Origin of the sequence: Clostridium sp. CM027 (genome assembly GCF_024730565.1) — a bacterium.
Classification (GTDB): domain Bacteria; phylum Bacillota; class Clostridia; order Clostridiales; family Clostridiaceae; genus Clostridium_AD; species Clostridium_AD estertheticum_B.
Map to the genome: position 1 here is coordinate 3,313,868 of NZ_CP077725.1, position 21,151 is coordinate 3,335,018.

21 protein-coding genes, 2 pseudogenes and 1 other annotated feature are annotated in these 21,151 nt (G+C 31.1%); of the genes and pseudogenes, 19 read left to right on the plus strand and 4 right to left on the minus strand.

Features of this window, described 5'->3' with window-relative positions; all coding sequences use genetic code 11:
• Positions 1 to 23: 23 nt before the first annotated feature.
• The 4 genes from KTC92_RS15715 to KTC92_RS15730 all read left to right on the plus strand — a co-directional run bounded on the left by KTC92_RS15715 (position 24) and on the right by KTC92_RS15730 (position 3,725).
• Positions 24 to 1,706 carry an alpha-glucosidase gene (locus KTC92_RS15715; protein WP_220286136.1) on the plus strand — a complete coding sequence of 561 codons (1,683 nt, stop codon included), beginning with the start codon at positions 24 to 26 and terminating at the stop codon, positions 1,704 to 1,706.
• A gap of 102 nt (positions 1,707 to 1,808) precedes the next feature.
• Positions 1,809 to 2,546 (plus strand): tRNA pseudouridine(38-40) synthase TruA, encoded by a 738-nt coding sequence (truA, locus tag KTC92_RS15720; RefSeq protein ID WP_216303931.1) that lies wholly within the window; start codon positions 1,809 to 1,811, stop codon positions 2,544 to 2,546.
• Positions 2,547 to 2,988: 442 nt separating this feature from the next.
• Positions 2,989 to 3,195 (plus strand): helix-turn-helix transcriptional regulator, encoded by a 207-nt coding sequence (locus tag KTC92_RS15725; RefSeq protein WP_216303932.1) that lies wholly within the window; start codon positions 2,989 to 2,991, stop codon positions 3,193 to 3,195.
• 2 nt (positions 3,196 to 3,197) lie between these two features.
• Positions 3,198 to 3,725 (plus strand): hypothetical protein, encoded by a 528-nt coding sequence (locus KTC92_RS15730; protein WP_216303933.1) that lies wholly within the window; start codon positions 3,198 to 3,200, stop codon positions 3,723 to 3,725.
• A gap of 288 nt (positions 3,726 to 4,013) precedes the next feature.
• Here KTC92_RS15730 and KTC92_RS15735 read toward each other — a convergent pair whose 3' ends face one another.
• On the minus strand, positions 4,014 to 4,805 hold the full coding sequence (locus KTC92_RS15735) for an esterase family protein (RefSeq protein ID WP_220286135.1): 792 nt from the start codon (positions 4,803 to 4,805) through the stop codon (positions 4,014 to 4,016).
• A 239-nt stretch (positions 4,806 to 5,044) separates the two neighbouring features.
• On the opposite strand from KTC92_RS15735, the pseudogene KTC92_RS15740 reads away from it, so the two are divergent.
• The 6 genes and pseudogenes from KTC92_RS15740 to KTC92_RS15765 all read left to right on the plus strand — a co-directional run.
• Positions 5,045 to 5,167 (plus strand): annotated as a pseudogene (locus KTC92_RS15740) (MarR family transcriptional regulator); the annotation flags it as partial.
• Positions 5,168 to 5,423: 256 nt separating this feature from the next.
• A complete protein-coding gene (locus KTC92_RS15745; RefSeq protein ID WP_220286134.1) occupies positions 5,424 to 6,764 on the plus strand; it encodes an MATE family efflux transporter in 1,341 nt (446 codons plus the stop codon).
• A gap of 498 nt (positions 6,765 to 7,262) precedes the next feature.
• A complete protein-coding gene (locus KTC92_RS15750; RefSeq protein WP_216303936.1) occupies positions 7,263 to 7,535 on the plus strand; it encodes a hypothetical protein in 273 nt (90 codons plus the stop codon).
• 407 nt (positions 7,536 to 7,942) lie between these two features.
• Positions 7,943 to 8,365 (plus strand): VOC family protein, encoded by a 423-nt coding sequence (locus KTC92_RS15755; RefSeq protein ID WP_216303937.1) that lies wholly within the window; start codon positions 7,943 to 7,945, stop codon positions 8,363 to 8,365.
• A 273-nt stretch (positions 8,366 to 8,638) separates the two neighbouring features.
• Positions 8,639 to 9,064 carry a hypothetical protein gene (locus KTC92_RS15760; protein WP_220286133.1) on the plus strand — a complete coding sequence of 142 codons (426 nt, stop codon included), beginning with the start codon at positions 8,639 to 8,641 and terminating at the stop codon, positions 9,062 to 9,064.
• A gap of 15 nt (positions 9,065 to 9,079) precedes the next feature.
• Positions 9,080 to 9,331, plus strand: coding sequence for a hypothetical protein (locus KTC92_RS15765; RefSeq protein WP_220286132.1), 252 nt, complete (start codon positions 9,080 to 9,082; stop codon positions 9,329 to 9,331).
• Positions 9,332 to 9,517: 186 nt separating this feature from the next.
• On the opposite strand, the gene KTC92_RS15770 is transcribed toward KTC92_RS15765, so the two are convergent.
• On the minus strand, positions 9,518 to 10,123 hold the full coding sequence (locus KTC92_RS15770; RefSeq protein WP_216303939.1) for a TetR/AcrR family transcriptional regulator: 606 nt from the start codon (positions 10,121 to 10,123) through the stop codon (positions 9,518 to 9,520).
• Between the two features lie 155 nt (positions 10,124 to 10,278).
• Here KTC92_RS15770 and KTC92_RS15775 point away from each other — a divergent pair, with 155 nt between their 5' ends.
• From KTC92_RS15775 to KTC92_RS15790, 4 genes are all read left to right on the plus strand, one after another.
• Positions 10,279 to 10,983: an ABC transporter ATP-binding protein gene (locus tag KTC92_RS15775; RefSeq protein WP_216303940.1), complete on the plus strand. Its 705-nt coding sequence runs from the start codon at positions 10,279 to 10,281 to the stop codon at positions 10,981 to 10,983.
• Entirely contained in the window at positions 10,983 to 13,256 is a 2,274-nt protein-coding gene (locus KTC92_RS15780) for an ABC transporter permease (RefSeq protein WP_220286131.1), read from the plus strand. The genes KTC92_RS15775 and KTC92_RS15780 overlap by 1 nt, the downstream gene beginning before the upstream one ends.
• 166 nt (positions 13,257 to 13,422) lie before the next feature.
• The gene (locus tag KTC92_RS15785; RefSeq protein ID WP_220286130.1) at positions 13,423 to 13,749 is read left to right on the plus strand and encodes a PadR family transcriptional regulator; all 327 of its coding nucleotides are present in this window, start codon (positions 13,423 to 13,425) and stop codon (positions 13,747 to 13,749) included.
• The gene (locus tag KTC92_RS15790; RefSeq protein WP_220286129.1) at positions 13,742 to 14,935 is read left to right on the plus strand and encodes a DUF2812 domain-containing protein; all 1,194 of its coding nucleotides are present in this window, start codon (positions 13,742 to 13,744) and stop codon (positions 14,933 to 14,935) included. The genes KTC92_RS15785 and KTC92_RS15790 overlap by 8 nt, the downstream gene beginning before the upstream one ends.
• Positions 14,936 to 15,347: 412 nt before the next feature.
• Here KTC92_RS15790 and KTC92_RS15795 read toward each other — a convergent pair whose 3' ends face one another.
• The gene (locus KTC92_RS15795) at positions 15,348 to 16,460 is read right to left on the minus strand and encodes a DUF362 domain-containing protein (protein WP_216303942.1); all 1,113 of its coding nucleotides are present in this window, start codon (positions 16,458 to 16,460) and stop codon (positions 15,348 to 15,350) included.
• Positions 16,461 to 16,700: 240 nt separating this feature from the next.
• Here KTC92_RS15795 and KTC92_RS15800 point away from each other — a divergent pair, with 240 nt between their 5' ends.
• A complete protein-coding gene (locus tag KTC92_RS15800) occupies positions 16,701 to 18,014 on the plus strand; it encodes a hemolysin family protein (protein ID WP_220286128.1) in 1,314 nt (437 codons plus the stop codon).
• A gap of 133 nt (positions 18,015 to 18,147) precedes the next feature.
• On the opposite strand, the gene KTC92_RS15805 is transcribed toward KTC92_RS15800, so the two are convergent.
• A complete protein-coding gene (locus KTC92_RS15805) occupies positions 18,148 to 19,260 on the minus strand; it encodes a PRK06851 family protein (protein ID WP_216303944.1) in 1,113 nt (370 codons plus the stop codon).
• Positions 19,261 to 19,454: 194 nt separating this feature from the next.
• Positions 19,455 to 19,686, plus strand: a binding site (T-box leader).
• Positions 19,687 to 19,810: 124 nt separating this feature from the next.
• Between KTC92_RS15805 and KTC92_RS15810 the strand changes: the two genes are divergently transcribed.
• From KTC92_RS15810 to KTC92_RS18595, 4 genes and pseudogenes are all read left to right on the plus strand, one after another.
• Positions 19,811 to 20,452: a class I SAM-dependent methyltransferase gene (locus KTC92_RS15810; RefSeq protein ID WP_165412454.1), complete on the plus strand. Its 642-nt coding sequence runs from the start codon at positions 19,811 to 19,813 to the stop codon at positions 20,450 to 20,452.
• A complete protein-coding gene (locus KTC92_RS15815) occupies positions 20,445 to 20,897 on the plus strand; it encodes an S-ribosylhomocysteine lyase (protein WP_220286127.1) in 453 nt (150 codons plus the stop codon). Before KTC92_RS15810 ends, KTC92_RS15815 begins: the two co-directional genes overlap by 8 nt.
• Positions 20,881 to 21,009, plus strand: coding sequence for a hypothetical protein (locus KTC92_RS15820; RefSeq protein ID WP_258280624.1), 129 nt, complete (start codon positions 20,881 to 20,883; stop codon positions 21,007 to 21,009). The genes KTC92_RS15815 and KTC92_RS15820 overlap by 17 nt, the downstream gene beginning before the upstream one ends.
• Positions 21,008 to 21,151, plus strand: a pseudogene (locus KTC92_RS18595) (cysteine synthase); the annotation flags it as partial. The gene KTC92_RS15820 and the pseudogene KTC92_RS18595, both read left to right, overlap by 2 nt.

The window sequence follows — 21,151 nt, forward strand, 5'->3', positions numbered from 1 at the left end:
AAAAATTGAAGAGGGGGATAACCATGGATAAAAAATGGTGGAAGGAAGCAGTGGCATATCAGGCATATGTTAGAAGTTTTAAGGATTCAGATGGTGATGGAATAGGTGACTTAAAAGGGATAATAGAAAAACTAGATTATTTGAAAGACTTAGGAGTAGGCATATTGTATTTAAATCCTATAAATAAATCACCTAATGACGATAATGGATATGATATCAGTGACTTTAGAGACATAATGGATGAATTTGGGACGCTTGCAGATTTTCATGAGTTAGTTAAAGAACTTCATTCTAGAAAAATGAAGTTAGTGATGGATTTGGTAATAAATCACACTTCTGATGAGCATCCTTGGTTTCAAATGAGTAGAAAGAGCAAAGATAATGCTTATAGAGATTATTACATTTGGAATAAAGGTACAAAGGGTAACCCTCCAAATAATTGGGGGTCTTTTTTTGGAGGCAGCGCTTGGGAATATGACGAGATATCAGAAGAATATTATCTTCATATTTTCTCTAAGAAACAACCAGATTTAAATTGGGAAAATGAAAAATTAAGAGAAGAAATAAAGAACATGATAAAGTACTGGATGGAAAAAGGGGTAGATGGATTTAGAATGGATGCTATTAATCATCTCGGAAAAGATCATTCCTTTCCAGATGGAATAATAGAAGAAGGTCATGTATATGGTGATTTTATAAAATATGTACAAAATCTACCTGAAGTTCATGATTATTTAAAAGAATTAAGAAAAGAGGTATTTAACACTGGGTATCATGTAGTAATTGGTGAGACGGGTGGAGTAAACTATAAAAATGCCTATGTTTATACAGGAAAAGATAAAGGTGAATTAGACTTTACCTTCCATTTTGATATGCATAGTGTGGGTAGAGGGGAAACTGATTGGGAAAGGAAACCTATAAACTTAATAAAAGATATAAAGGAAAATATGAGTGGATGGCAAGGAAGGCCTGAAGAAGAAGGTTGGTGCCCCTTGTTTTACTCGAACCATGACACTACGAGAACTATATCAAGACTAGGAGAAGAGAAGAATTATTTAAAAGAATCTGCAAAAATGTTAGCTTGTCTTCAATTAACTCAAAAGGGAACTCCTTTTATTTATTATGGAGATGAAATAGGAATGACCAATGCTTGGGACTTTAAATTACAAGATTATAGAGATGTGGCTGTTTTTAATAAACACAAAGATTTAGTTAAGGGCGGGTTAGTGAGTGAAGAAAACTATCTAAAGGGACTACGCTATATGTCGCGGGATAACTCAAGAACACCAATGCAGTGGAATAATAGTGAAAATGCAGGGTTTACTACTGGCACACCCTGGATAAAAGTTAATTCAAATTATAGAAAAATTAATGTGGATGAACAAATAGAAGACTCAAATTCAATACTAAATTATTATAAAAAATTGATAGCTTTAAGAAAAAACAAGGCTGTATTGGTATATGGAAGCTTTGAGGAAATTAATAGAGAAGATGAGGAAATATATGCATATCTAAGACAATTAGAGGGGGAGATGATCTTAATCATAGTTAATTTCTTTGGAAATGAACCAATATTTGAGTTTCCAAAGCATATCCATTATGAAAAGGCTAAACTATTGCTATCAAATTATGTGGTGGAAGGTTATGCCGCTAGTGTGAATATAAAATTAAGACCTTATGAAACTAGGGTATATGAAATTAAATAATGATAAATATATTAGCTTTATTTTAATAGAAAAGCTATAATTAAAATGTTCATTGGGTAAAATTAAAACATGAATAATCAAAAAAGTTAAAGGCGGATATATATGAGAAATTTAAAAATGATATTAGAATATGATGGAAGTAGATATAAAGGATGGCAAAAACAATCAGATAACGATTTAACGGTTCAAGGTAAACTAGAAGGTGCATTATCTAAAATGGCAGGAGAACCTATAGAGGTTACAGGCTGCGTGCGAACTGATGTAGGTGTACATGCTGAAAATTATATGGCAAACTTTCATACTAATTGTGAGTTAAGCATAGATGAGATGAGAGAATGTTTATATGAATTTTTACCAGAGGACATAGTAGTGAAATCCATGGTGGATGCAAGTGAAAAATTTCATGCAGGGTATAATATAAAATCAATTACTTATGTGTATAAAATAAATAATAATGAACTAAGAAATGTATTTAATAGAAAATATGTTTATCACTCTGAGATGAATCTTAATTTAGAAGAAATGAGAATTACGGCAGAGTCTTTAGTTGGATCTCATGATTTTAAGTATTTAGCGACAGTATCTACAAATACTAAATCAACTACTAAGACTATCAATTATATAAATATAACAGAAAAAGAAGGCATTATTGAAATAGAAATTAATGCAGATGAATTCTTATGGAATATGGTAAGAATTATTATAGGAAGCCTTTTAGAAGTGGGTAAAGGAAAAATTAAGGCAATGGATATAGAAAAATTACTAAATGAAGAAACAGCATCAGAGTATATACCGATGGCAAAAGCAAAAGGATTATCTCTAAGAAATGTTGAATATTAAATAAAAGTATGCGAGTTTTCCTTCCAGGAAGTCTCACGAGAATTTTATATTAGCAAAACAAGAATTTCTAAATGGAAATTCAATGTTTTTTCGTTTCTTGTTGCAAAGCACTCAGTGCAAGGTTACTTCGGAGAAATATTATGTTATTTAACAGAACCAACTCCTATGAAGATATAGGTTCAGCGTTAGAAGTATTAATGAACTGCCCCCTGTCTACTTGACAGGGGGCAGTTCACTTTTTTTTAATGTCTACTCTATAGGATACATTATATTATTTCAGAGGGGTCTTTATTTTGGCTCAATACAAGACTTATTATGTTGTATGCCCATTACTATTTTCAAACTAATATAATATTGATATTTTATATTATATATACTACTATAATTATATTATAGTAGATTGGTTAACAGGGAGGTGCATTAAAATTTAACTAAGACAAAAATGTTTAAAACTAAGATTAAAGTTTTAAGAGCTGAAAAAGAAATAACCCAAGAGGAATTAGCTGAAGCAATTGGTGTTTCGAGAGGAACAATCCTTGAAATAGAGCGAGGAGCATTTAATCCATCTTTAAAATTAGCTTTTAAAATTGTTAACTATTTGAACAAGAAAATTGATGATGTTTTTGAATTTATTAGGGAGGATGATTAAGTTTGAATGATATAAAAATTATAGGTGAAGTGGGCATTGCTTTATTGATTATATGGAATATGGCAAGAAATATATTGTTTCCTAGAAAAAGAGACGAGCGGGAAATTTTATTAATATTTACTGCGCTAAAAACCACTCTAATACTTGCGGTATTTGTACTCGGATTAATAATAATTTTGAACCTATTAAATGGCGTTACTTTATTACCAATTATGTATATATTTATTATTGCTATAATTAGTTGTTTTTGTTTTGTTCTGTTATACAAATTAAATATTAATACTGAGTTTAGTTCTTTGAATTTTATAAATAAAATGGAAAAAAAAGAAAAAAGTAACTTAATATGGAATACATTTTGTATAACTATGGTTACAGATTTAATTGTACTATTTGCAATAGTTATAAGTTACAAGTATTTTGATTCAAAAGGATTAAAAGTTTTAGCTATAGTGGCATATATTTTAGCTTACATAAGTGAATATAGTTTTTGCCAGATTAATGGTAAGAATTTGGAATATAAAAAGGGGTAAATCCTGCAAAAAAGTAGTGTATATTCTCAATTATAGGCTAAAAATATCAATTACATGATGGTTTATTACGTACATTAAAGTAACTATTAGCTATAGGACGTATAGAGGTAAAAGACAAATGTCCGTGAAATTTTATTTTCACGTCATTTGTTTTTTCAACCCCTATTATATAAAATAGTTCTTAGCTTTATTAAAAACTATCCTACTATTGATTTATCATACATCTACAGAAAGTGGTTTATTATTTTTTATACTTGTATAAATTACACAAGGCCTGTACACAACATATTAACATCCATAAAATTTTAGATATTTTTCAATATTTGATTGTATATATTCAGCACTGTGATTACCAGGGAATACATGATTTTGAGAATTTATGCCTTTTTCGTTCAATGTTTTATGTAAAATTGAACAGCCTTCATAAAATCTACCTTCATCCTTATCTCCAGCATCAAGATATACATCAATACCAGAAGAAATATTATTGTTTCTTGCAATATATATTGGATCATATTTTTCCCATACATCCATGTCTTTATAATATGGCTTGTCTTCCTCTTCAAGTTTCAGTTCTAAGGCAGGCATATGCCCTCCTACTTTTGAAAATATGTGCTGATGTCGAAATGTATTGTGAAGAGCTGCATAACCCCCAGCAGATATCCCTCCAATATATCTTCCTTTTCTATCTTTTATAGTATTGAAAGTTTTATCTGTTAAAGGCAATATTTCTTTCATAAAGTAATCCTCATACATTCCTAAATTTATGATTCTATTATTATCTCCAGGATCAGGCACCTCTTTACAGATTAAGGATGAATTAAAACCACGGCTGTTTTCAATTCTTGGACATGCAATTATCATAGGCTTAATGTCCCCATTTTTTATCATTCGATCAGCTTTAGCGTTTATATCCATTTCAAACATTAAATTTTCATTCCCACTTCTTCCATGTAGAAAATATAATACCGGTAGAGGAGTTAAACTATTATAGCATTCAGGTAAATACACTAACATTGGCATTTCTTTACCAAGGACATCACTATAAAAATTTACTTTTTCTACTTTTGATTTATTCATTTTTTTACCACCTCATTTGAAATTTTAAACTTAAATTGTTATGTTTATGATATCATTATTAACCATATTTGTCATGAATAACCTTAATTGCTGTTAGCATTATTTTGTTATTAATCCAATTACTAAAAGAGCCGGTGTCACTAATCACGGCATTCCATATCACTAGATATGGGTTTACTTTATTAAGTGTATTGGTATTCTGAATGTAATACAATGCCAATCGAGTCACATTCAGAACTGAACAGGTAACCGAGGAACAATTTGATATCATGCTTAGCTTCGTGGAAAAGCATAGTAGGCATTTGGATGCAGAAATAAAGAAGCAAGGTGTAGATATAACAAATCGAAATGGTTCTGAATAATGGAGTTGTATAAAAAATAGCCTAAGGCGGGCTGTTTCAAAGCGCTGAAACATCAGCGTATGATACAGCCTCCTTTATTATTGACAAGGAAACAATAAAGTGATAGAATAGTTATGTTGCCGAGGAAACATAAATATTCTTTTGCGAGAGGTGAATTTTAAATGTGTAAATTTAAAATCAATACACAATATACAGAACAAACCGTTGATAAGAAATAAAAAATTTACACTACCGAGAATTTAAGGAGGATCATTATATGGAAAATACAGAAAATTATTATTTTGAACAAGCAACTATACCAAAAGCGATTGCACACATGGCAGTGCCTATGATGTTGGGGATGTCCGTTATTATGATTTATAATGTTATTAACGCTTTTTTTATTGGAATGCTAAATAACACATCGATGATGACAGCTGTCACCTTAGCGTTACCTTTTACAATCATATTATCGGGAATTGGAAATATTTTTGGTGTAGGTGGTGGAACCTATATATCTAGGTTACTTGGGGAAACAAAATTAGAAGATGCAAAAAAAGTTTCATCAGTTACTTTTTTCTTAAGTATATTAGCTGGATTTATTTTTATGTTATTCGCGATACCTTTAATTCATCCTATTCTAAAAGTATTAGGGGCAAAAGGTGATACGGTTTTGTTCACCAAAGATTTTATTATGGTTCTTATCTTAGGAAGTCCATTTGTAATTTCTAACTTTGCATTAGGACAAGTAGTACGAGCGGAGGGATCATCAAAAGTCTCGATGAATGGTATGTTTATAAGTGTTATCATAAATATTGTTTTGGACCCCATATTAATTTTTACATGTCATTTAAATATTGTAGGAGCAGCAATTGGAACAGTTGTTGCGAATACATGTGCAGTATTGTACTATGTTTATTACCTTAAAAACAAAAGTTCTACTTTGACAGTTTCCATAAGTACATTCAAACCAACGCTTAGCATGTTGAAAGATATTTTTAAGATAGGAATATCCTCTTTCCTATTAGATGCATTTTTGATTGTTTCCGTTTTATTGTTAAATAATTTTTCAGCATACTATGGCGACTATGCTGTTGCTGCATTTGGAATATCTCTGCGAATTGCCCAACTTGCTCAATTTGCTGCTAAAGGGTTATATATTGGAGTTATTCCCTTAATTGCTTATGCGTATGCAGCTAACAATATAAAACGAATGAAGAGTATTATAAATATTACTGCAGCCTATATTGCAATCCTAACTATGGCCTTTTCATTGATAATATTTATCTTCAGAAAACCAATATTACATTTATTTAGCCATAATACTTACGTAATAAACACTGGGATATACATTTTGCTAGCTATGCTTATTTCAGCTTTGTTTGCTGGCATTACTGGTCTTTTTATAGCAATATTCCAAGGAGCTGGAAGAGGTAAAGATGCAACCATAATGTCTGTAGTGCAGGGAACATTATTAATTCCTATTATGATTTTAGGAAAATATACGTTTGGTTTACATGGAGTTATATGGTCGATGACTATAACAGAAATATTAACTTGCATAATAGGATTATATTTATGGATTCAACTTCAACGAGATATTTCTATGAAGGAGTAAAAATAGATATATTCAACTAAAAATATAACAATTATTATATGTTTATATGCGTATTTATAAGTTAGTTTGATTGATCGGTATATTTAAAATTAATGTACCTTAATAAATATCTTGACAATAAAAGCAGCAAAGTATAGCATGCAAGTAAGTCACCTTACTTACAATTAAGAATAAAGAAGACATTATATAGAGCAGGATGCGATTGTAATTCCATAATTGAAGGTGATACATTGTACTTACAGGATATATTTTCGCCTTTAGAAGTTAATTTAGATAATATTATTAAGAACATCTGAAATAAAGAAATAAAGACAACAATGTATTAACTCAGATCCAAATAGATAATATAACATCTTTATAACATCTTATTATATTGAATGACGGGGGTAGCATCAAACTGATTTTCTTGAAAATAATTACACAAAGTATTAAAATATTTATATAAATATAAATATAAAAATAAGATACTATCTTATTTTTTAATAAAGGAGAATGTTTATGAATCTATATAATGAAAATTCTTTATTTTATAAAAGTTCACGTAAAATAGTTTCTGTGGCCATATTTATATTGTTTTTTATTCATATATTTAATTCCTACAATGGTATAGACGATAAGTCTCTATTGAATTTAGTAATGGTTTGTGTTGGTATCGATACTTTACTTTATAGTATTTTGCAACTTAAAAAACAAAATATAATCGGTTTTATATTATTATTGTTAATTGGAGTTTGTACAACAGTATTAGGGATTACTTTCTTGTGTAAATAAGTATGTCTATTATTACTTTAGCCTTTTGTAAACATTATAAATACTTATAAAATAAAATAACGTGAAATTTTGGTTTCACGTTATTTGTTCTTTTCCCATCCATATTATATTGTATTCCCTAGGGGAATTAAAGTTTAGCTATTTATAATGTCATAGTATTATTAGGTAAGGATTACATAGGAGGGGGGAGAATAACATTAAGGTGGAATATTTTAAAAAAAAAGAAACTATTAATAATTGAAGATTGCTCTATAGATATGAATAATATTCCTAAACATATTGGGAATTATGCTTACTCTTGGATAAGGCAATAGTGGTATAAGTGAATAAATATTTATGAGGAACTTGTAAAAATAGACGACACAATAATATTACTTATATTTTGTAAGGAAAGTGAGGCAAATAAAATGATACAATCTATTGTACACATTGCGTTAGTAGTCAAAGACTATGATGAAGCCATTGAATTTTACACAAAGAAACTTCATTTTACATTAATAGAAGACACATACCAAGAAGACCAAGATAAACGTTGGGTGGTAGTGTCTCCACCAAGTTCGTCAGGAACTACAATATTACTCGCAAGAGCTTCTAAACCTGAACAACTATCGTTTATTGGAAATCAGGCAGGAGGACGAGTTTTCCTATTCCTTGGAACAGATGATTTTTGGAGAGATTATAACGAAATGATAGCAAAAGGTATAGAATTTGTTAGAGAACCTAAAGAACAATCATATGGTACAGTTGCAGTATTCAAAGATTTATACGGAAACTTATGGGATTTAGTTCAATTTAAAGAGAACCATCCAATTGCTCAAAGAGTAAAATAAGCATACTCTATAGTAAATGTAATATGCAACATTCGAATATGTCGTCACAAGTAAACCCATATCAGTAAATACGGGTTTACTTTATTATATATATTGATATTCTGAATGTAACACAATAACCAATTGAGTTACATTCACAGTGAGTCTATTACTCATTTCAAAAGAATTTTTAATATACTCAATTTATGGTAATTATGGTATGATTGAATATGTATTATTAGTCGAAATTGTAAAAAATTGCGGCATATAGATATTATACGAGGGGTGATGGCTATGAAGTTAATTATATACTCAATAATTTGTGGGTTTTTAGGTCTAATATTGGCATCGGTAATTTTAAATGTAGGTGGTCAAGCTGGAGTTTTTGGTATTATTTTATTTGGGTTCATTGGTTTTTTTGGTCCTTCATTTTATGAATTGAATAAAATATACACTGATAGCAAACATAGTAATAAAATTAAATTTGATGTTGATGTACTCTCAACACTTGATGATTTAAAGAGCAATAACATACTTACTGATGATGAATATGAAAAATCATTATGTAATCTTAATTTAGTTGATGAGGACAATGAAAATTTCAGGAAATACGATGAAAGTGTTAAATTTATATTCAATTTATCTCAAAAAAATATTATTGTAGAAGATGAGTTTAAAAAGAAAATACTATTATTAAAGCATTTGTATAAACAAATATAGAATGAGGGGTGTTTTATGTTAGCTTTGATTTTGATCGTTATTTTACTTATTCCAATACTTTTAACTATAGTTATTTTAGATAAACATACAAAGAATAAGACTCCAATACAAATAATGTTAATAGGTATAGAAGTTACTATTGTTGGAGTAGCAATCATAGTAATCGGTGGGGGGGCTTCGTCTAATGAGATCCCTCATGCTAATCTAATAGGCTTCACTATTGTCGTAATTGGTCTTACCTCAAGTATATATGGGTTTAATAATTGATTTTTAAAATGATTATTTTATCTAAAAAAGCTAAAAAATGCATTAAAATAAAGTGAATCATTGCTTTACAATCTTCTTTATATTTCGTCGCAAGTAACTCCATATCTAATGATATGGAGTTACTTGATTTAAGTGGATATTGGCTCTAAAAGCAAAATAAAGATGTTGCACTAATTCAACAAATATTTAATTTGTTAACATACTAATCACAAGATTTATAACTTCGTCTGTCATAATCATATAATCCATAGACTCGTGTTTATGGTACACCCTTTCATGGCAAAGGTTTTCAATTAGCCCAATAGAAATATGAACTTTCTCTCTAGGGTTTGTTGGTGTAATACCTTTTTGTTTCATTAACTCAATAAGGGTGTTTGTAGTATCAATTTCAAACTGGTAAAACAACTTAGCTACATCTTTATCAGAATGAGCCATAGCCATCATTTCTTCGTGAGCAGACTTTGAAATATAGTGTGACTGTATAAAAATATCAATAAATTGCTTTAATAGGTCTGTCAAATCAATAGGTTCTTTAAGTGTACTTATTTTTTCAAACATTGGTGCTGTTAGACTGTTAGCATAATCTTGAATAGCGCTAATAAAAATATCCTTTTTGTCTGTAAAGTAGTTATATATAATACCAGTTGATACTCCAGCAGCTTTACCAATCTCCACTGAGTTTGTATTGTGGTAGCCCTTTTCGCACATTAGTTTAAATCCAACTTCAATTATCTTTTTTTTCTTTTCAATAGAACGTTTTTGTTTAGGTTCTCTAATTGAGTTATTACTCATGGTGTCCTCCCTTAGACTAAGATTTTAATTTAATTATAACTAGTTTAAGTGAAGCAGTCAACAAAACTGAAATATATTTCAGGTTAATATTGACAACAAAGGGACGGGTTGGTATAATATAATCTGAAACATGTTTCAGATTATAGGGGGGGACTATGAAAAATACAATTGAATTTAAAAATGTTACAAAAGCTTATAATTTAGGCGAAAAGACGCTACTTGCTGCAGATAATATCAGTTTTACTATTAATGATAGTGAATTTGTTGTTATATTAGGTCCGAGTGGCGCCGGCAAATCTACAGTTCTTAATTTGCTTGGTGGTATGGACTTTGCTACAAATGGAGAAATCATTATTAATGGTAAAAATATAGCGAATTACAAAGATGATGCATTGACGGAATATCGAGCAGAAAATGTGGGCTTTGTATTTCAGTTCTACAACCTCATTCCAACATTAACTGCCCTTGAAAATGTGGCACTTACAAAGGATGTAGTGAAAGGGGCATTGGATGCTGCCGAAATACTGACCTCAGTTGGACTAGGTGATCACTTAAATAAATTTCCATCACAGCTATCAGGTGGGGAACAACAGCGAGTGTCTATAGCAAGGGCCATATGCAAAAATCCAACCATGCTTCTTTGCGATGAGCCAACAGGTGCACTAGATAGTGAAACAGGTATTGTTATTCTTTCCTTACTACAGAAAATGAGCAGAGAGAAAAATAAGTCAGTTATTATTGTTACACACAATTCAGCACTGGCTCAGGCTGCAGATAAGGTTATCCGAATTAAAAACGGCAAAGTGAGGGATATAAGTATTAATGCTGCACCCGTTGATGTAAAGGAGGTGAACTGGTAATGCTTTTTCTCAAAATGATTCGAGATATGAAGCTAAACAAAACTCAATTCATTTCAATTTTTATAATGTCTATTTTAGGCGTTTTTATATACGTAGGTATAAACAGTGAATGGTATGGATTGCAAACTGCATCAAATGAGTATTATCGGGATACTAATTTTGCTAATGTTTGGATTTATGGCAGTGGGTTTACGAAATCGGATGCTGATAAGGTTTTATCAGTTGATGGTGTTACCTCCGTACAAAGAAGGCTCACAATAGACAGTGTTGCGAGATTTGAAAACAAACCAAAGATAACACTACATTTTACAAATGAAAACAAGATTTCAAAGTGCCAGCTTATTGATGGGCAGGAATTTTCTGTTGATAAAGATGGTGTATGGCTGGACGACGCATTTGCTAAAGCAAAGGGACTCACCCTTGGAGATACTATATCCACAACATTCAATGGTATTACTATGAAAAAAGAAATACTAGGAACAGTTTTAAATCCTGAATATGTGTATGCAACAGGCGATAATGACATTGTTCCAAACCATGAAAACTTTGGATTTGCTTATCTCTCCGACAAGTCTTTACCAAAATCAATACCAATATTCTACACAGACCTTTTGGTTACTACCGATGGGACAGATTACTCAAAGTTAGAAAAAAAAATTGATACCGCTTTAGACGGTAAGTACAGTGTATTTTTAACAAGAAATAATTTTGGAAGTTATGCAATGTTTCAGGAAGAAATCGAGCAGCATAAAGCGATAGGGCAGGTCTTCCCAATTGTATTTCTTGCAATTGCCTTACTTACAATAATTACAACTATGACGCGTTTAGTCAATAATCAACGTACGCAAATCGGCACATTAAAAGCGATAGGTTTCAAGAAGAAACACATATTATTCCACTATGTTTCTTATGGCTTATGGATTTCCATTGCTGGTGCTGTTATTGGATTAGTAGCAGGCCCACTTATTCTGCCACATCTTTTCTACGATTCATTAAAAACAGCATACACCTTACCTGTTTGGAAACCGGAAGTTTCAGTCTCTTCATTTATAATGGCTCTAGTTTCTGTAATTGCATGTACTTTGGCAACTTACCTTACTTGCCGTAAAGTTCTAAAAGATATACCATCTCAATTGCTTTTGCCTAAGGCTCCAAGGATTATGAAACAAGGCTTTTTTGAAAAAACAAAGTTATGGGCAAAGATTGGGTTCAATACACAGTGGAATTTACGGGATATGTTTCGAAGTAAAGTTCGTTCCATTATGGCTATAATCGGTGTAATGGGATGTACATCACTGCTTGTATGTGCTTTTGGTATGAAAGATAGCGTAAAGGATGTTATTAGTTGGCAGTATTCGGATATTAACCACTATGAAACAAAGTTGACACTTTCTGAAAAAGTATCCAAAAAAGAAATTTCATCAATTAAAAATAGCTATGCTGGAGAATCAATAATGGAAGGTACTATCGAAATTAAAGCAAAGGATAAAAAGAAAACTGCGCAGCTACTTGTAACTGAAAATGTAACACTTATTAACCCTCAAAATGCCAAGCGTGAGGCTATTCAATTACCACAAGACAAAGTATCAATAAGCTATAAAATGGCTAATCTTTTAGGAGTTAAAGTAGGCGATGAAATTTCCTTTCACATTTATGGTGATGAACGTTACGTTACATCAACAATCGGGGCCATTTACCGTACACCCATATCCCAAGGCATCACATTGACAAAAAATAATTTTGAAAGGCTGGGATACAACTTTAAAGCTACCTCTATCATAACTTCTAAAAAAATAAATTCTAATGTTACTGGTGTAACGCGCATCTGGTCAAGGGTAGATTTAACTAAAAGTTATGAAACCATGACAGAAGCCATGAATATTATGGTATATATACTTATTTTAGGAGCAGCTATTTTGGGCATAGTAGTGCTTTACAATCTCGGCATATTATCCTTTACAGAGCGACAAAGAGAACTTGCCACGCTAAAGGTATTAGGCTTTAAAACAAAGAGAATTAGGTGGCTACTTCTTACACAAACCATTTGGATTACAACCCTTGGAATTATAATTGGGATACCTTGCGGAAAATGGCTTATTAGCTATATGATTTCATTCATGGGTGATACCTTTGATATGATGACCATAATATCTGTTCAATCATTGTTTTACAGTATTTTCGGAACAATTTTGATATCTATTCTTGTTAACCTTATGTTTTCAAAGAAAGTTAAAGATATTGATATGGTTAGTTCTCTTAAAAGTGTAGAATAAGCCTCGTTGTAGACCTTTGGAGCAGATAATAATTCTCAATTGTTATCTGCTCCACTGAAGCTTTCATATTACTTTACAATTATAAAGTAATATGATATAGTCGAATTGAGACATGTCACGTCGTGACATACAACAGCTAGAATTAAGGTTAATATGGAGGAGCTATATGGATAAGGTATTTAAAAAATTCCTGCCTATGACTGAGACAGCTTATTATATTTTGCTATCTTTAGCGGAGCCTAGACATGGTTACGGAATAATAATACATGTGGAAGAGATAACGAAGGGTAGAATTAAGTTGGGTTCAGGAACGGTCTATGGAACCCTTACAAAGTTACAAGATAAGGGCATAATTTCTGTTTTTTCAGACGACAAAAGACGGACTGTTTATGAAATAACGGAAATAGGTAAGAAACTTATTCTTATGGAAATACAGAGAATAAAGGAAATTTATAAAAATGCAGTAAGATTTGAGGGGGACTTTTATGAGTAAAAGGGTATTTAGACCATTTTGGAGCCTTGATATTATAGAAACTGAAAATTGGTTGTGTAAAATGTCTGCCAAAGGTTATCACCTGAAAAAGATTAAAGCTGTAACTAAAGTATTTGTGTTTGAAAAAGGTGAAAGCAAAGAAATATACTATAGAATTGGATATAATAAATCGCGAATTAATGGTGCTTCGCAATCATTATTAAAAAATGGATGGTATAGTGCTTTTTCAAAGAAAAAATGGAACATATTAGCGAATGAAAATGATAAATCTCAAATAAAAATACATCCTTCAAGAGAAAGTCTATTAAATAGAAGTCGTATTATAAAATACTCTATAGGAACACTACTTTCAATGTGGATAATTATATCAATAGTGCCAATGATTTTTCTTACGGAGTTACTTTTTAATCTTAATGATGAGTCTTTAAATGCTACTTTTATGCCAGGAGCTAAATTATCAATGATGTTAATTGTATTAGTTTTGGTTTTTTTAGTCTACATTATGATAAAACTTAATAAATCAGATAAGAAGCTTCGAAATGAAAATAATACAGATTTAAATTTAAACTTTACAAGACCTAAAGACACAATTTTAGATAATAAAGAAGAGAGAAAATTACGTAAAGATGGAAAAGTTATTAAGAAAATTAAATTATGTTGGTTTTATTCTCCAGATATAACAGAGGAATGGCTTGAAAACATGGAACTAAAGGGTTATAACCTGTATAGAATGAGCAAATCAGGTAATACTTTTTACTTTATGAAGGGTGAACCAAGAAACGTTAAATATTCTCTGGATTTTCAGATTACTGTAAATGATAGTTATTTCGAATTTCATAAGTCTAGTGGGTGGAAAATGATATTTACAAGTTATTCAAATTTTACAAAACATACATTATGGGGAAAAGAATATTGGGATGAAAAGCCAGCGTTATATTCAGATACTAGTCATATACTTAAACATGCAAAAAAGCAGTGTATGGTGTATTGCTTTTTATTTATACCTTTAATTATAATGTATTTAGTTATAATCGGGTTTAACATAAAAATGTATTTAGAAGGTATTCCAGTAATGCGAACAGGATTAATAGCGTTAATAGTAATGTTGATATGCATGGTTGAATTTGGTTGTTTTGTTGTAAAATCTCTAGGCTACTATTTAAGAATTAGAAGGAAAGTTAGTTAATTACTTACTTTGGGATAGGTATTATCATAATATTTTTAGATTATAATTATTTAGTTTCATAAAAACTTTTTATTATATAGGAAACTGATGTTTTCCCGATCGACAATATCGTCCCATGGTAACGCAAGGGTCTCTCCTTTGAAGATAGATATGCATAATAGTATAAACTTTCTCCTGAAGTGACTCGCAATAAGAAGAGCAGGAACATTGAAATTTCATTTAGAAATTCTTCTTTTACCAATATAAAATTCTCGTGAGCCTGACTGGAGGGCAGGCTAGTGAACCGGCTGTAAGCCGAATGTGAGCGTCAGAGAATTTTATATTTGCAAAAGATTAGAATTCCTTAATGAAATTTCACGTTTCAATCTCTTATTTCAAGTCACGCAGGAGAAAGTTATACTGATGCACTTTTTTATTTAACTGTTACTAGTTCATATTCGTCAGTTCCAATTCCGATAGCTTTTGCATGGTCGAGTCCAACTTTCCAATTTGTATCAGGATGTATAGTAGAAAATTTATCGTCTCCATCATGATAGTGGTTATCTGAAAGTTCAGTTGCATTTAATGCAATTGCACTATTAACCATATCAACACAGGCTTGATCTAAGGCTACTGGATCAAAGGATGCAGCTATTCCTATATCTGGAACAATTGCAACGTCATTTTCCGGTGAACAGTCACAATTAGGGGAAACATTCATAATGAAACTAATATGAAAATGTGGCTTATCTTTAATAACTGCATAGGTGTATTCTGCAATTTTTTCATTAGCGCTATCAGCAGATTCATTCCACTTTACTGTTGCGCAGCCATAGCGACATACGGCAACACATTGACCACAGCCTACGCATTTATCATAATCTATAGTTGCCTTTTTATCTTCATTAAAGGTAATTGCTTCATGTAGGCAATTTTTAACGCACTGACCACAGCTTACACATTTACGATGTTTCATAAATGGCTTTGATGCAGAATGCATTTCAAGCTTGCCGCCAACAGAGCCTGAGCCCATACCTAAATTTTTCAATGATCCACCAAACCCAGTCATTTCATGGCCTTTAAAATGAGTCATAGAAATAACTATATCTGAATCAGCAATGGCTGAACCTATTTTAGCAGTTTTGCAATGTTTTTGGTTAATTGGGATTTCTCTATAATCCCCACCCTTTAATCCATCAGCTATAATTAAGTTACATCCAACTGAAATCGGATTAAAACCATTTTCCATAGCGGCTTCAATATGGTCTACAGCATTAGATCTTCTTCCTGTGTATAGTGTATTGCAATCAGTAAGGAAAGGTTTACCGCCTAGTCCTTTCACAAGCTTAACAATACTTGCAGCATAATTTGGCCTAATGTAAGAAAGATTTCCTGGCTCTCCAAAATGAATTTTTATAGCTACAAATTTATCTTTGAAATCAATATTTTTTATACCTGTTTCTACCACAAGTTTTTGAAGTTTATCTAATAGATTGCATCCTGGTTTTGTTCTTAAGTTTGTAAAGTATACTTTTGATTTATCCATTTATTTACCTCCTATGATTTCTATCATAATGTTATTGGGTTGGTTCATTTGATTATAATATTATATCATATTGCAGTATGCGTTTGTTTTTTTTATGTATAGATCGAAACATACATTATTTTAAATAATTGCAATAAATTAGATATAATTAAATATTAATTTTCATATTATCAATAAAGAATACAATATTTGTGATATTATTGTAGTATGAAAAGTTTTTATTTAAGAGGAGGAATTTTAATGGATTCAGACCCTGACCCTGCGCCCAATAATATAATGGCGCAATTTATAACAATTGGTATTTTAACACTGATAAATGCATTCTTTGCATCGGCGGAAATGGCAATAGCGTCACTTAGCAAAAATAAAATTAAGCATCTTGCGCAAGAGGATAACAAAAAAGCACAGCTATTAGTAAAACTTATTGAGGAGCCAACAAAGTTTTTATCGGCTGTTCAAATTGGAATTATGCTCGCTGGTTTTTTTTCTATTGCAACTGCGGCTACTGGAATATCTAATCATTTTTCAGGATATTTAAACAATTTGAATGTACCTTATAGTAAGCAAATTGCTTTAGCTAGCATAACAATTGGTCTATGTTATATAACACTTGTGTTTGGTGAATTGTTTCCAAAGCGAGTAGCACTACAAAAATCAGAAGCTATTGCAATGTTTTGCGTAGTGCCTGTTTTCTATGTATCTAAGCTGCTGGTTCCTTTTGCAATGCTACTTTCAGCATCCACTGATGTTTTAGTTAAGATTACTGGTCTTAATAGTGAAAAATTAGAGGAGAAGTTATCAAAAGAGGAAATGAAATCACTTATAGAAGTTGGACGACAACGCGGCGCTATAAACGAAACTGCCAAAAAGATGATAAATAACATTATCGAATTCGATGATAAATCAGCTAGAGAAGTTATGACTCCAAGAACTGAAGTGTTTTTGATTGATATAAATGATCATGTTACACAGTTCTTAGATGAGTTATTAGAGAAAAAGTATTCAAGAGTGCCAGTATATGACGGTGATGTTGATAATATCATAGGAATACTTCACATGAAAGATTTTATAATGGAGGCTCGCATTAAGGGCTTTGAAAATGTAAACATTAAGAATATATTACATTCTCCTTACCTTGTTTATCAAAGTAAAAATATAGATGAATTATTTAGAGAATTAAAAATATCTAAAAATCATATGGCAGTACTTATAGACGAATATGGAGGATTTTCAGGGGTAGTTACTATTAAAGACCTTATAGAAGAAGTTATGGGAAATATTGAAGATGAATATGATGATGACGAACCTGATATAAGAAAAGTTGATAATAATACTTATATAGTGAATGGATTACTTTCTTTAGACGAATTGAATGATCATCTTGATTTAAATTTAATGTCGAAGAATTACAATACTATAGGAGGTTTTTTAATTAGCCTTATAGGATGTATTCCAAAGAAAAATGAAACCCAAACTATTGAATATGGGAATGTAATATTTAAAATAGAGCAAGTTAAACAAAGAAGAATAGAAAAAATTAAAATCTATATATAAAAGATGCTCTACTTTCAAAAAAAAGTAGAGCATCTTTTTTTCATATAGGGAAGTTATATAAAGGTGATTATTTTCATAAATATTCTTTTTACTTGTATTTATGAGGATTATGAATTTATCATATACGATTTAACTAAAAATCTGTATACGGATCATTTAAATAATCTTCTTCATACTCGTTTATCTTTTTAATGATCTTTGTGAATACTGCATCCACTTTAGAAAAATCCATATTTGGTATAAAGTAAGTTTCAAGCTCGTCATGTAGACATTTAGCTTCTTTTATTGTAGCTAAACCCTTGTCTAATAGCGTGTAAAACTCAGTTGCATCATATTCTATTTCATCTTTGTTATTTTCAAGTGTACTTAGATTTAAACAATCCTCCATATCAATTACAATACCTGGAAGATCTGAATTATTTATTTCATTAGAGGTCAAAATGGCAACATTTAAGTCAGGAATCAATATATGCTCAATTTTTTCAGGGATAAGTGGCGTATGAAAAATTTCTACATTGTATCCACGCCTTAAGGCTTCGGTGGATAGAAATTCTAGTACATCTGATTTTCCAGTACCAGGTCCGCCTTTTAATACATAAATATTTTTATAACCTGCGCTTAAGTTTTCAATATAAGTGACAATACCGTTAGGTGTAAAGGCTGTAGCAAATAAATGTCTATCATAGCCTATAGTAGATGGTGGCGTGGTGAATAAAGATTCTTTTAGATTTTCTTTCAGTATGTTTAATTTATTAATATTCAAGGCTTCATCATTATAGTTTTGCCAATCATCATAAACTAATTTAGCTGCTCCAAAGAATCGATAGGCCCTTTTAAAAGTTTTGCCAACTTTTTTATTTATGCCAATTATTTTATGCCTATATTTCTTAAAGCCTTCTTCATTCCAACAATCTCCCATGTTTAGAACTTCATCTACGGCTCCTGGATTTATAGGATCCACTATATGAGGTGCTGTTGCATCAAGTATTGCAACGTTAAGTTTTTTAATAACTACTCCGTCTAGTGAATTATTATCGGAAGAACAGTGATGTTGTTCTATATCGTAGCCTTTTTCATTGAAGTATTTAGAAACTTTCTTCATTAAGGATGATTTACCTGTTCCAGGGCCTCCTTTTATGCATATTATTCTTCTTGCTTCATCTTGACCTAGTATATACCTATAGTAGGAATAGAATCCTCTTGAAGTATTGCCACCGGGGAAAAAATTTTTAATAGTACCTTGCATAATATCACACTCCATTTCATCATATCAATACATACTATTCATAGATGTTGAAATTGATTATAATTATTTTATATTTTTGTTGAAAATATTTTGTATATATTCTGAATAATAGTAAATTATTATTTTTAAATTGAGGTTGACAAAAATAAAATATGGCATATAATAAAAATATAACCATTCCAATATGAATACTAGGAAATGCAATGAAAAAGGAAAGTAGTATATTGCATGGGTACAGAGAGGAAGCGATGCTGAGAAGCTTTTACCTAAATATATATGAAGTGCCCTTTGGAGCATGGACCTGAAATTATAGTAGGGTACTACGGGTTCGCCCGTTAAAGCGATAAAGCATTTTGTGCTTGGATTTAAGTGAGATTCTATATCTAATTAGAGTGGACCGCGGAGTGTAATAACACCGCCTCTATAAAATGAGACGGTGTTTTTTTGACACCAAAAATATTTGAATTTTAAAAAAAACTTGGCCTTAACACTATTTTTTAAGTATAAAATGTAAAATTTAAACTTAAAAAAAATAAATGGAGGTAATATTATGAGTTCATTAGATTATTTTAACGAAATAGCTAAAAGTTGGAACGTAATAAGAAGTGAGTATTTTGATGAAAGGTTAAAGTACAAGGTATTATCCAAAGTAAGTATAAAAGATAAGGTAGTGGCTGATCTTGGATGCGGCGCTGGATTTTTATCCTTAGCGCTGGCCTTAGATGCAAGCATTGTGTTTTCTATAGATCAATCAGTAAATATGCTTAAAGAATCCAAAAAATTAATGGAAACTAAAAAATTCGATAATGTATATCCAATAAAATCCTCCATAGACAACTTGGTTTTGTTTGATGAATCTGTAGATGTGGTCTTCATTAATATGGCTCTTCACCATGTGAGCGATGCTAAAAAGGCTATTGAAGAGATGCACAGAATAATTAAAAAAGGTGGGACTTTAATAATATCGGATGTAGAAGAGCATAATGGGCAGTGGGCAAGGACTGAAATGTTTGACGAATGGCTTGGTTTTTCAAATAATCAGATGGAAGAGTGGTTAACTGGCGCAGGGTTTAATATAGTAAACATTGAGAATACAGATTTAAGATGCAAAGGTTATTCTAGCAAAGGCGAATATACTGAAACTGGCATTTTCATTGCAGTAGCAAATAAGGAGGTAAGGGTAAATGATTAAGGTTGAAAGTTTTTCATTAGATCACACAAAGGTTGTGGCACCTTTTGTACGAAAATGTGAGGTAAAGATAGGCGAAAAGGGTGATAAAGTAACAAAGTTTGACTTAAGATTTATGCAACCAAACAAGGAGTTTATGAATATATCAGCTATCCATACTTTAGAGCATTTGCTTGCTGGATATATGAGAGAAGTAATGGACGGAATTATAGACATTTCACCTATGGGATGTAGAACAGGTTTTTACATGATCGTATGGAATGATGTCAGTGTAGATAGGGTTATAGAAGCCCTAAATTATGGATTGAAAAAGGTGATAGAAACAGAGGAAATCCCGGCAGCCAATGAAGTTCAATGTGGAAATTATAGAGATCATTCCTTAAATGGTGCAAAAGAATATGCAAAATTAGTTCTAAGTAGAGGTCTTAGCAGTGAGATATATAAATAGTATATTAAATATTATAGGAAATACACCACTTATTAAGCTAAATAATTTGGGTGTAAAAGAAGGTGTAAATATCTTCGCAAAACTGCAGCCATCAATTAAGGATACAATGTAAAGAGGGGCTATTTGTAGGCAGTTCTTTAGGGACTGCCATAGTATCTGCAATAAAACTTGGAGAATCCATTGAAGGTGGGAACATTGTTGCAATACTGCCTGAGAGGGGAGATAGACATTTTAGTAAGAACATCTGTAATTAA

Coding starts and splice junctions, on each gene's coding strand:
- KTC92_RS15790 (WP_220286129.1), top strand. CDS start 13,742: ATGAGTAAAAGGGTATTTAGACCATTTTGGAGCCTTGATATTATAGAA.
- KTC92_RS15750 (WP_216303936.1), top strand. CDS start 7,263: ATGAATCTATATAATGAAAATTCTTTATTTTATAAAAGTTCACGTAAA.
- truA (WP_216303931.1), top strand. CDS start 1,809: ATGAGAAATTTAAAAATGATATTAGAATATGATGGAAGTAGATATAAA.
- KTC92_RS15725 (WP_216303932.1), top strand. CDS start 2,989: ATGTTTAAAACTAAGATTAAAGTTTTAAGAGCTGAAAAAGAAATAACC.
- KTC92_RS15715 (WP_220286136.1), top strand. CDS start 24: ATGGATAAAAAATGGTGGAAGGAAGCAGTGGCATATCAGGCATATGTT.
- KTC92_RS15760 (WP_220286133.1), top strand. CDS start 8,639: ATGAAGTTAATTATATACTCAATAATTTGTGGGTTTTTAGGTCTAATA.
- KTC92_RS15780 (WP_220286131.1), top strand. CDS start 10,983: ATGCTTTTTCTCAAAATGATTCGAGATATGAAGCTAAACAAAACTCAA.
- KTC92_RS15745 (WP_220286134.1), top strand. CDS start 5,424: ATGGAAAATACAGAAAATTATTATTTTGAACAAGCAACTATACCAAAA.
- KTC92_RS15770 (WP_216303939.1), bottom strand. CDS start 10,123: ATGAGTAATAACTCAATTAGAGAACCTAAACAAAAACGTTCTATTGAA.
- KTC92_RS15810 (WP_165412454.1), top strand. CDS start 19,811: ATGAGTTCATTAGATTATTTTAACGAAATAGCTAAAAGTTGGAACGTA.
- KTC92_RS15800 (WP_220286128.1), top strand. CDS start 16,701: ATGGATTCAGACCCTGACCCTGCGCCCAATAATATAATGGCGCAATTT.
- KTC92_RS15815 (WP_220286127.1), top strand. CDS start 20,445: ATGATTAAGGTTGAAAGTTTTTCATTAGATCACACAAAGGTTGTGGCA.
- KTC92_RS15775 (WP_216303940.1), top strand. CDS start 10,279: ATGAAAAATACAATTGAATTTAAAAATGTTACAAAAGCTTATAATTTA.
- KTC92_RS15805 (WP_216303944.1), bottom strand. CDS start 19,260: ATGCAAGGTACTATTAAAAATTTTTTCCCCGGTGGCAATACTTCAAGA.
- KTC92_RS15785 (WP_220286130.1), top strand. CDS start 13,423: ATGGATAAGGTATTTAAAAAATTCCTGCCTATGACTGAGACAGCTTAT.
- KTC92_RS15765 (WP_220286132.1), top strand. CDS start 9,080: ATGTTAGCTTTGATTTTGATCGTTATTTTACTTATTCCAATACTTTTA.
- KTC92_RS15735 (WP_220286135.1), bottom strand. CDS start 4,805: ATGAATAAATCAAAAGTAGAAAAAGTAAATTTTTATAGTGATGTCCTT.
- KTC92_RS15795 (WP_216303942.1), bottom strand. CDS start 16,460: ATGGATAAATCAAAAGTATACTTTACAAACTTAAGAACAAAACCAGGA.
- KTC92_RS15755 (WP_216303937.1), top strand. CDS start 7,943: ATGATACAATCTATTGTACACATTGCGTTAGTAGTCAAAGACTATGAT.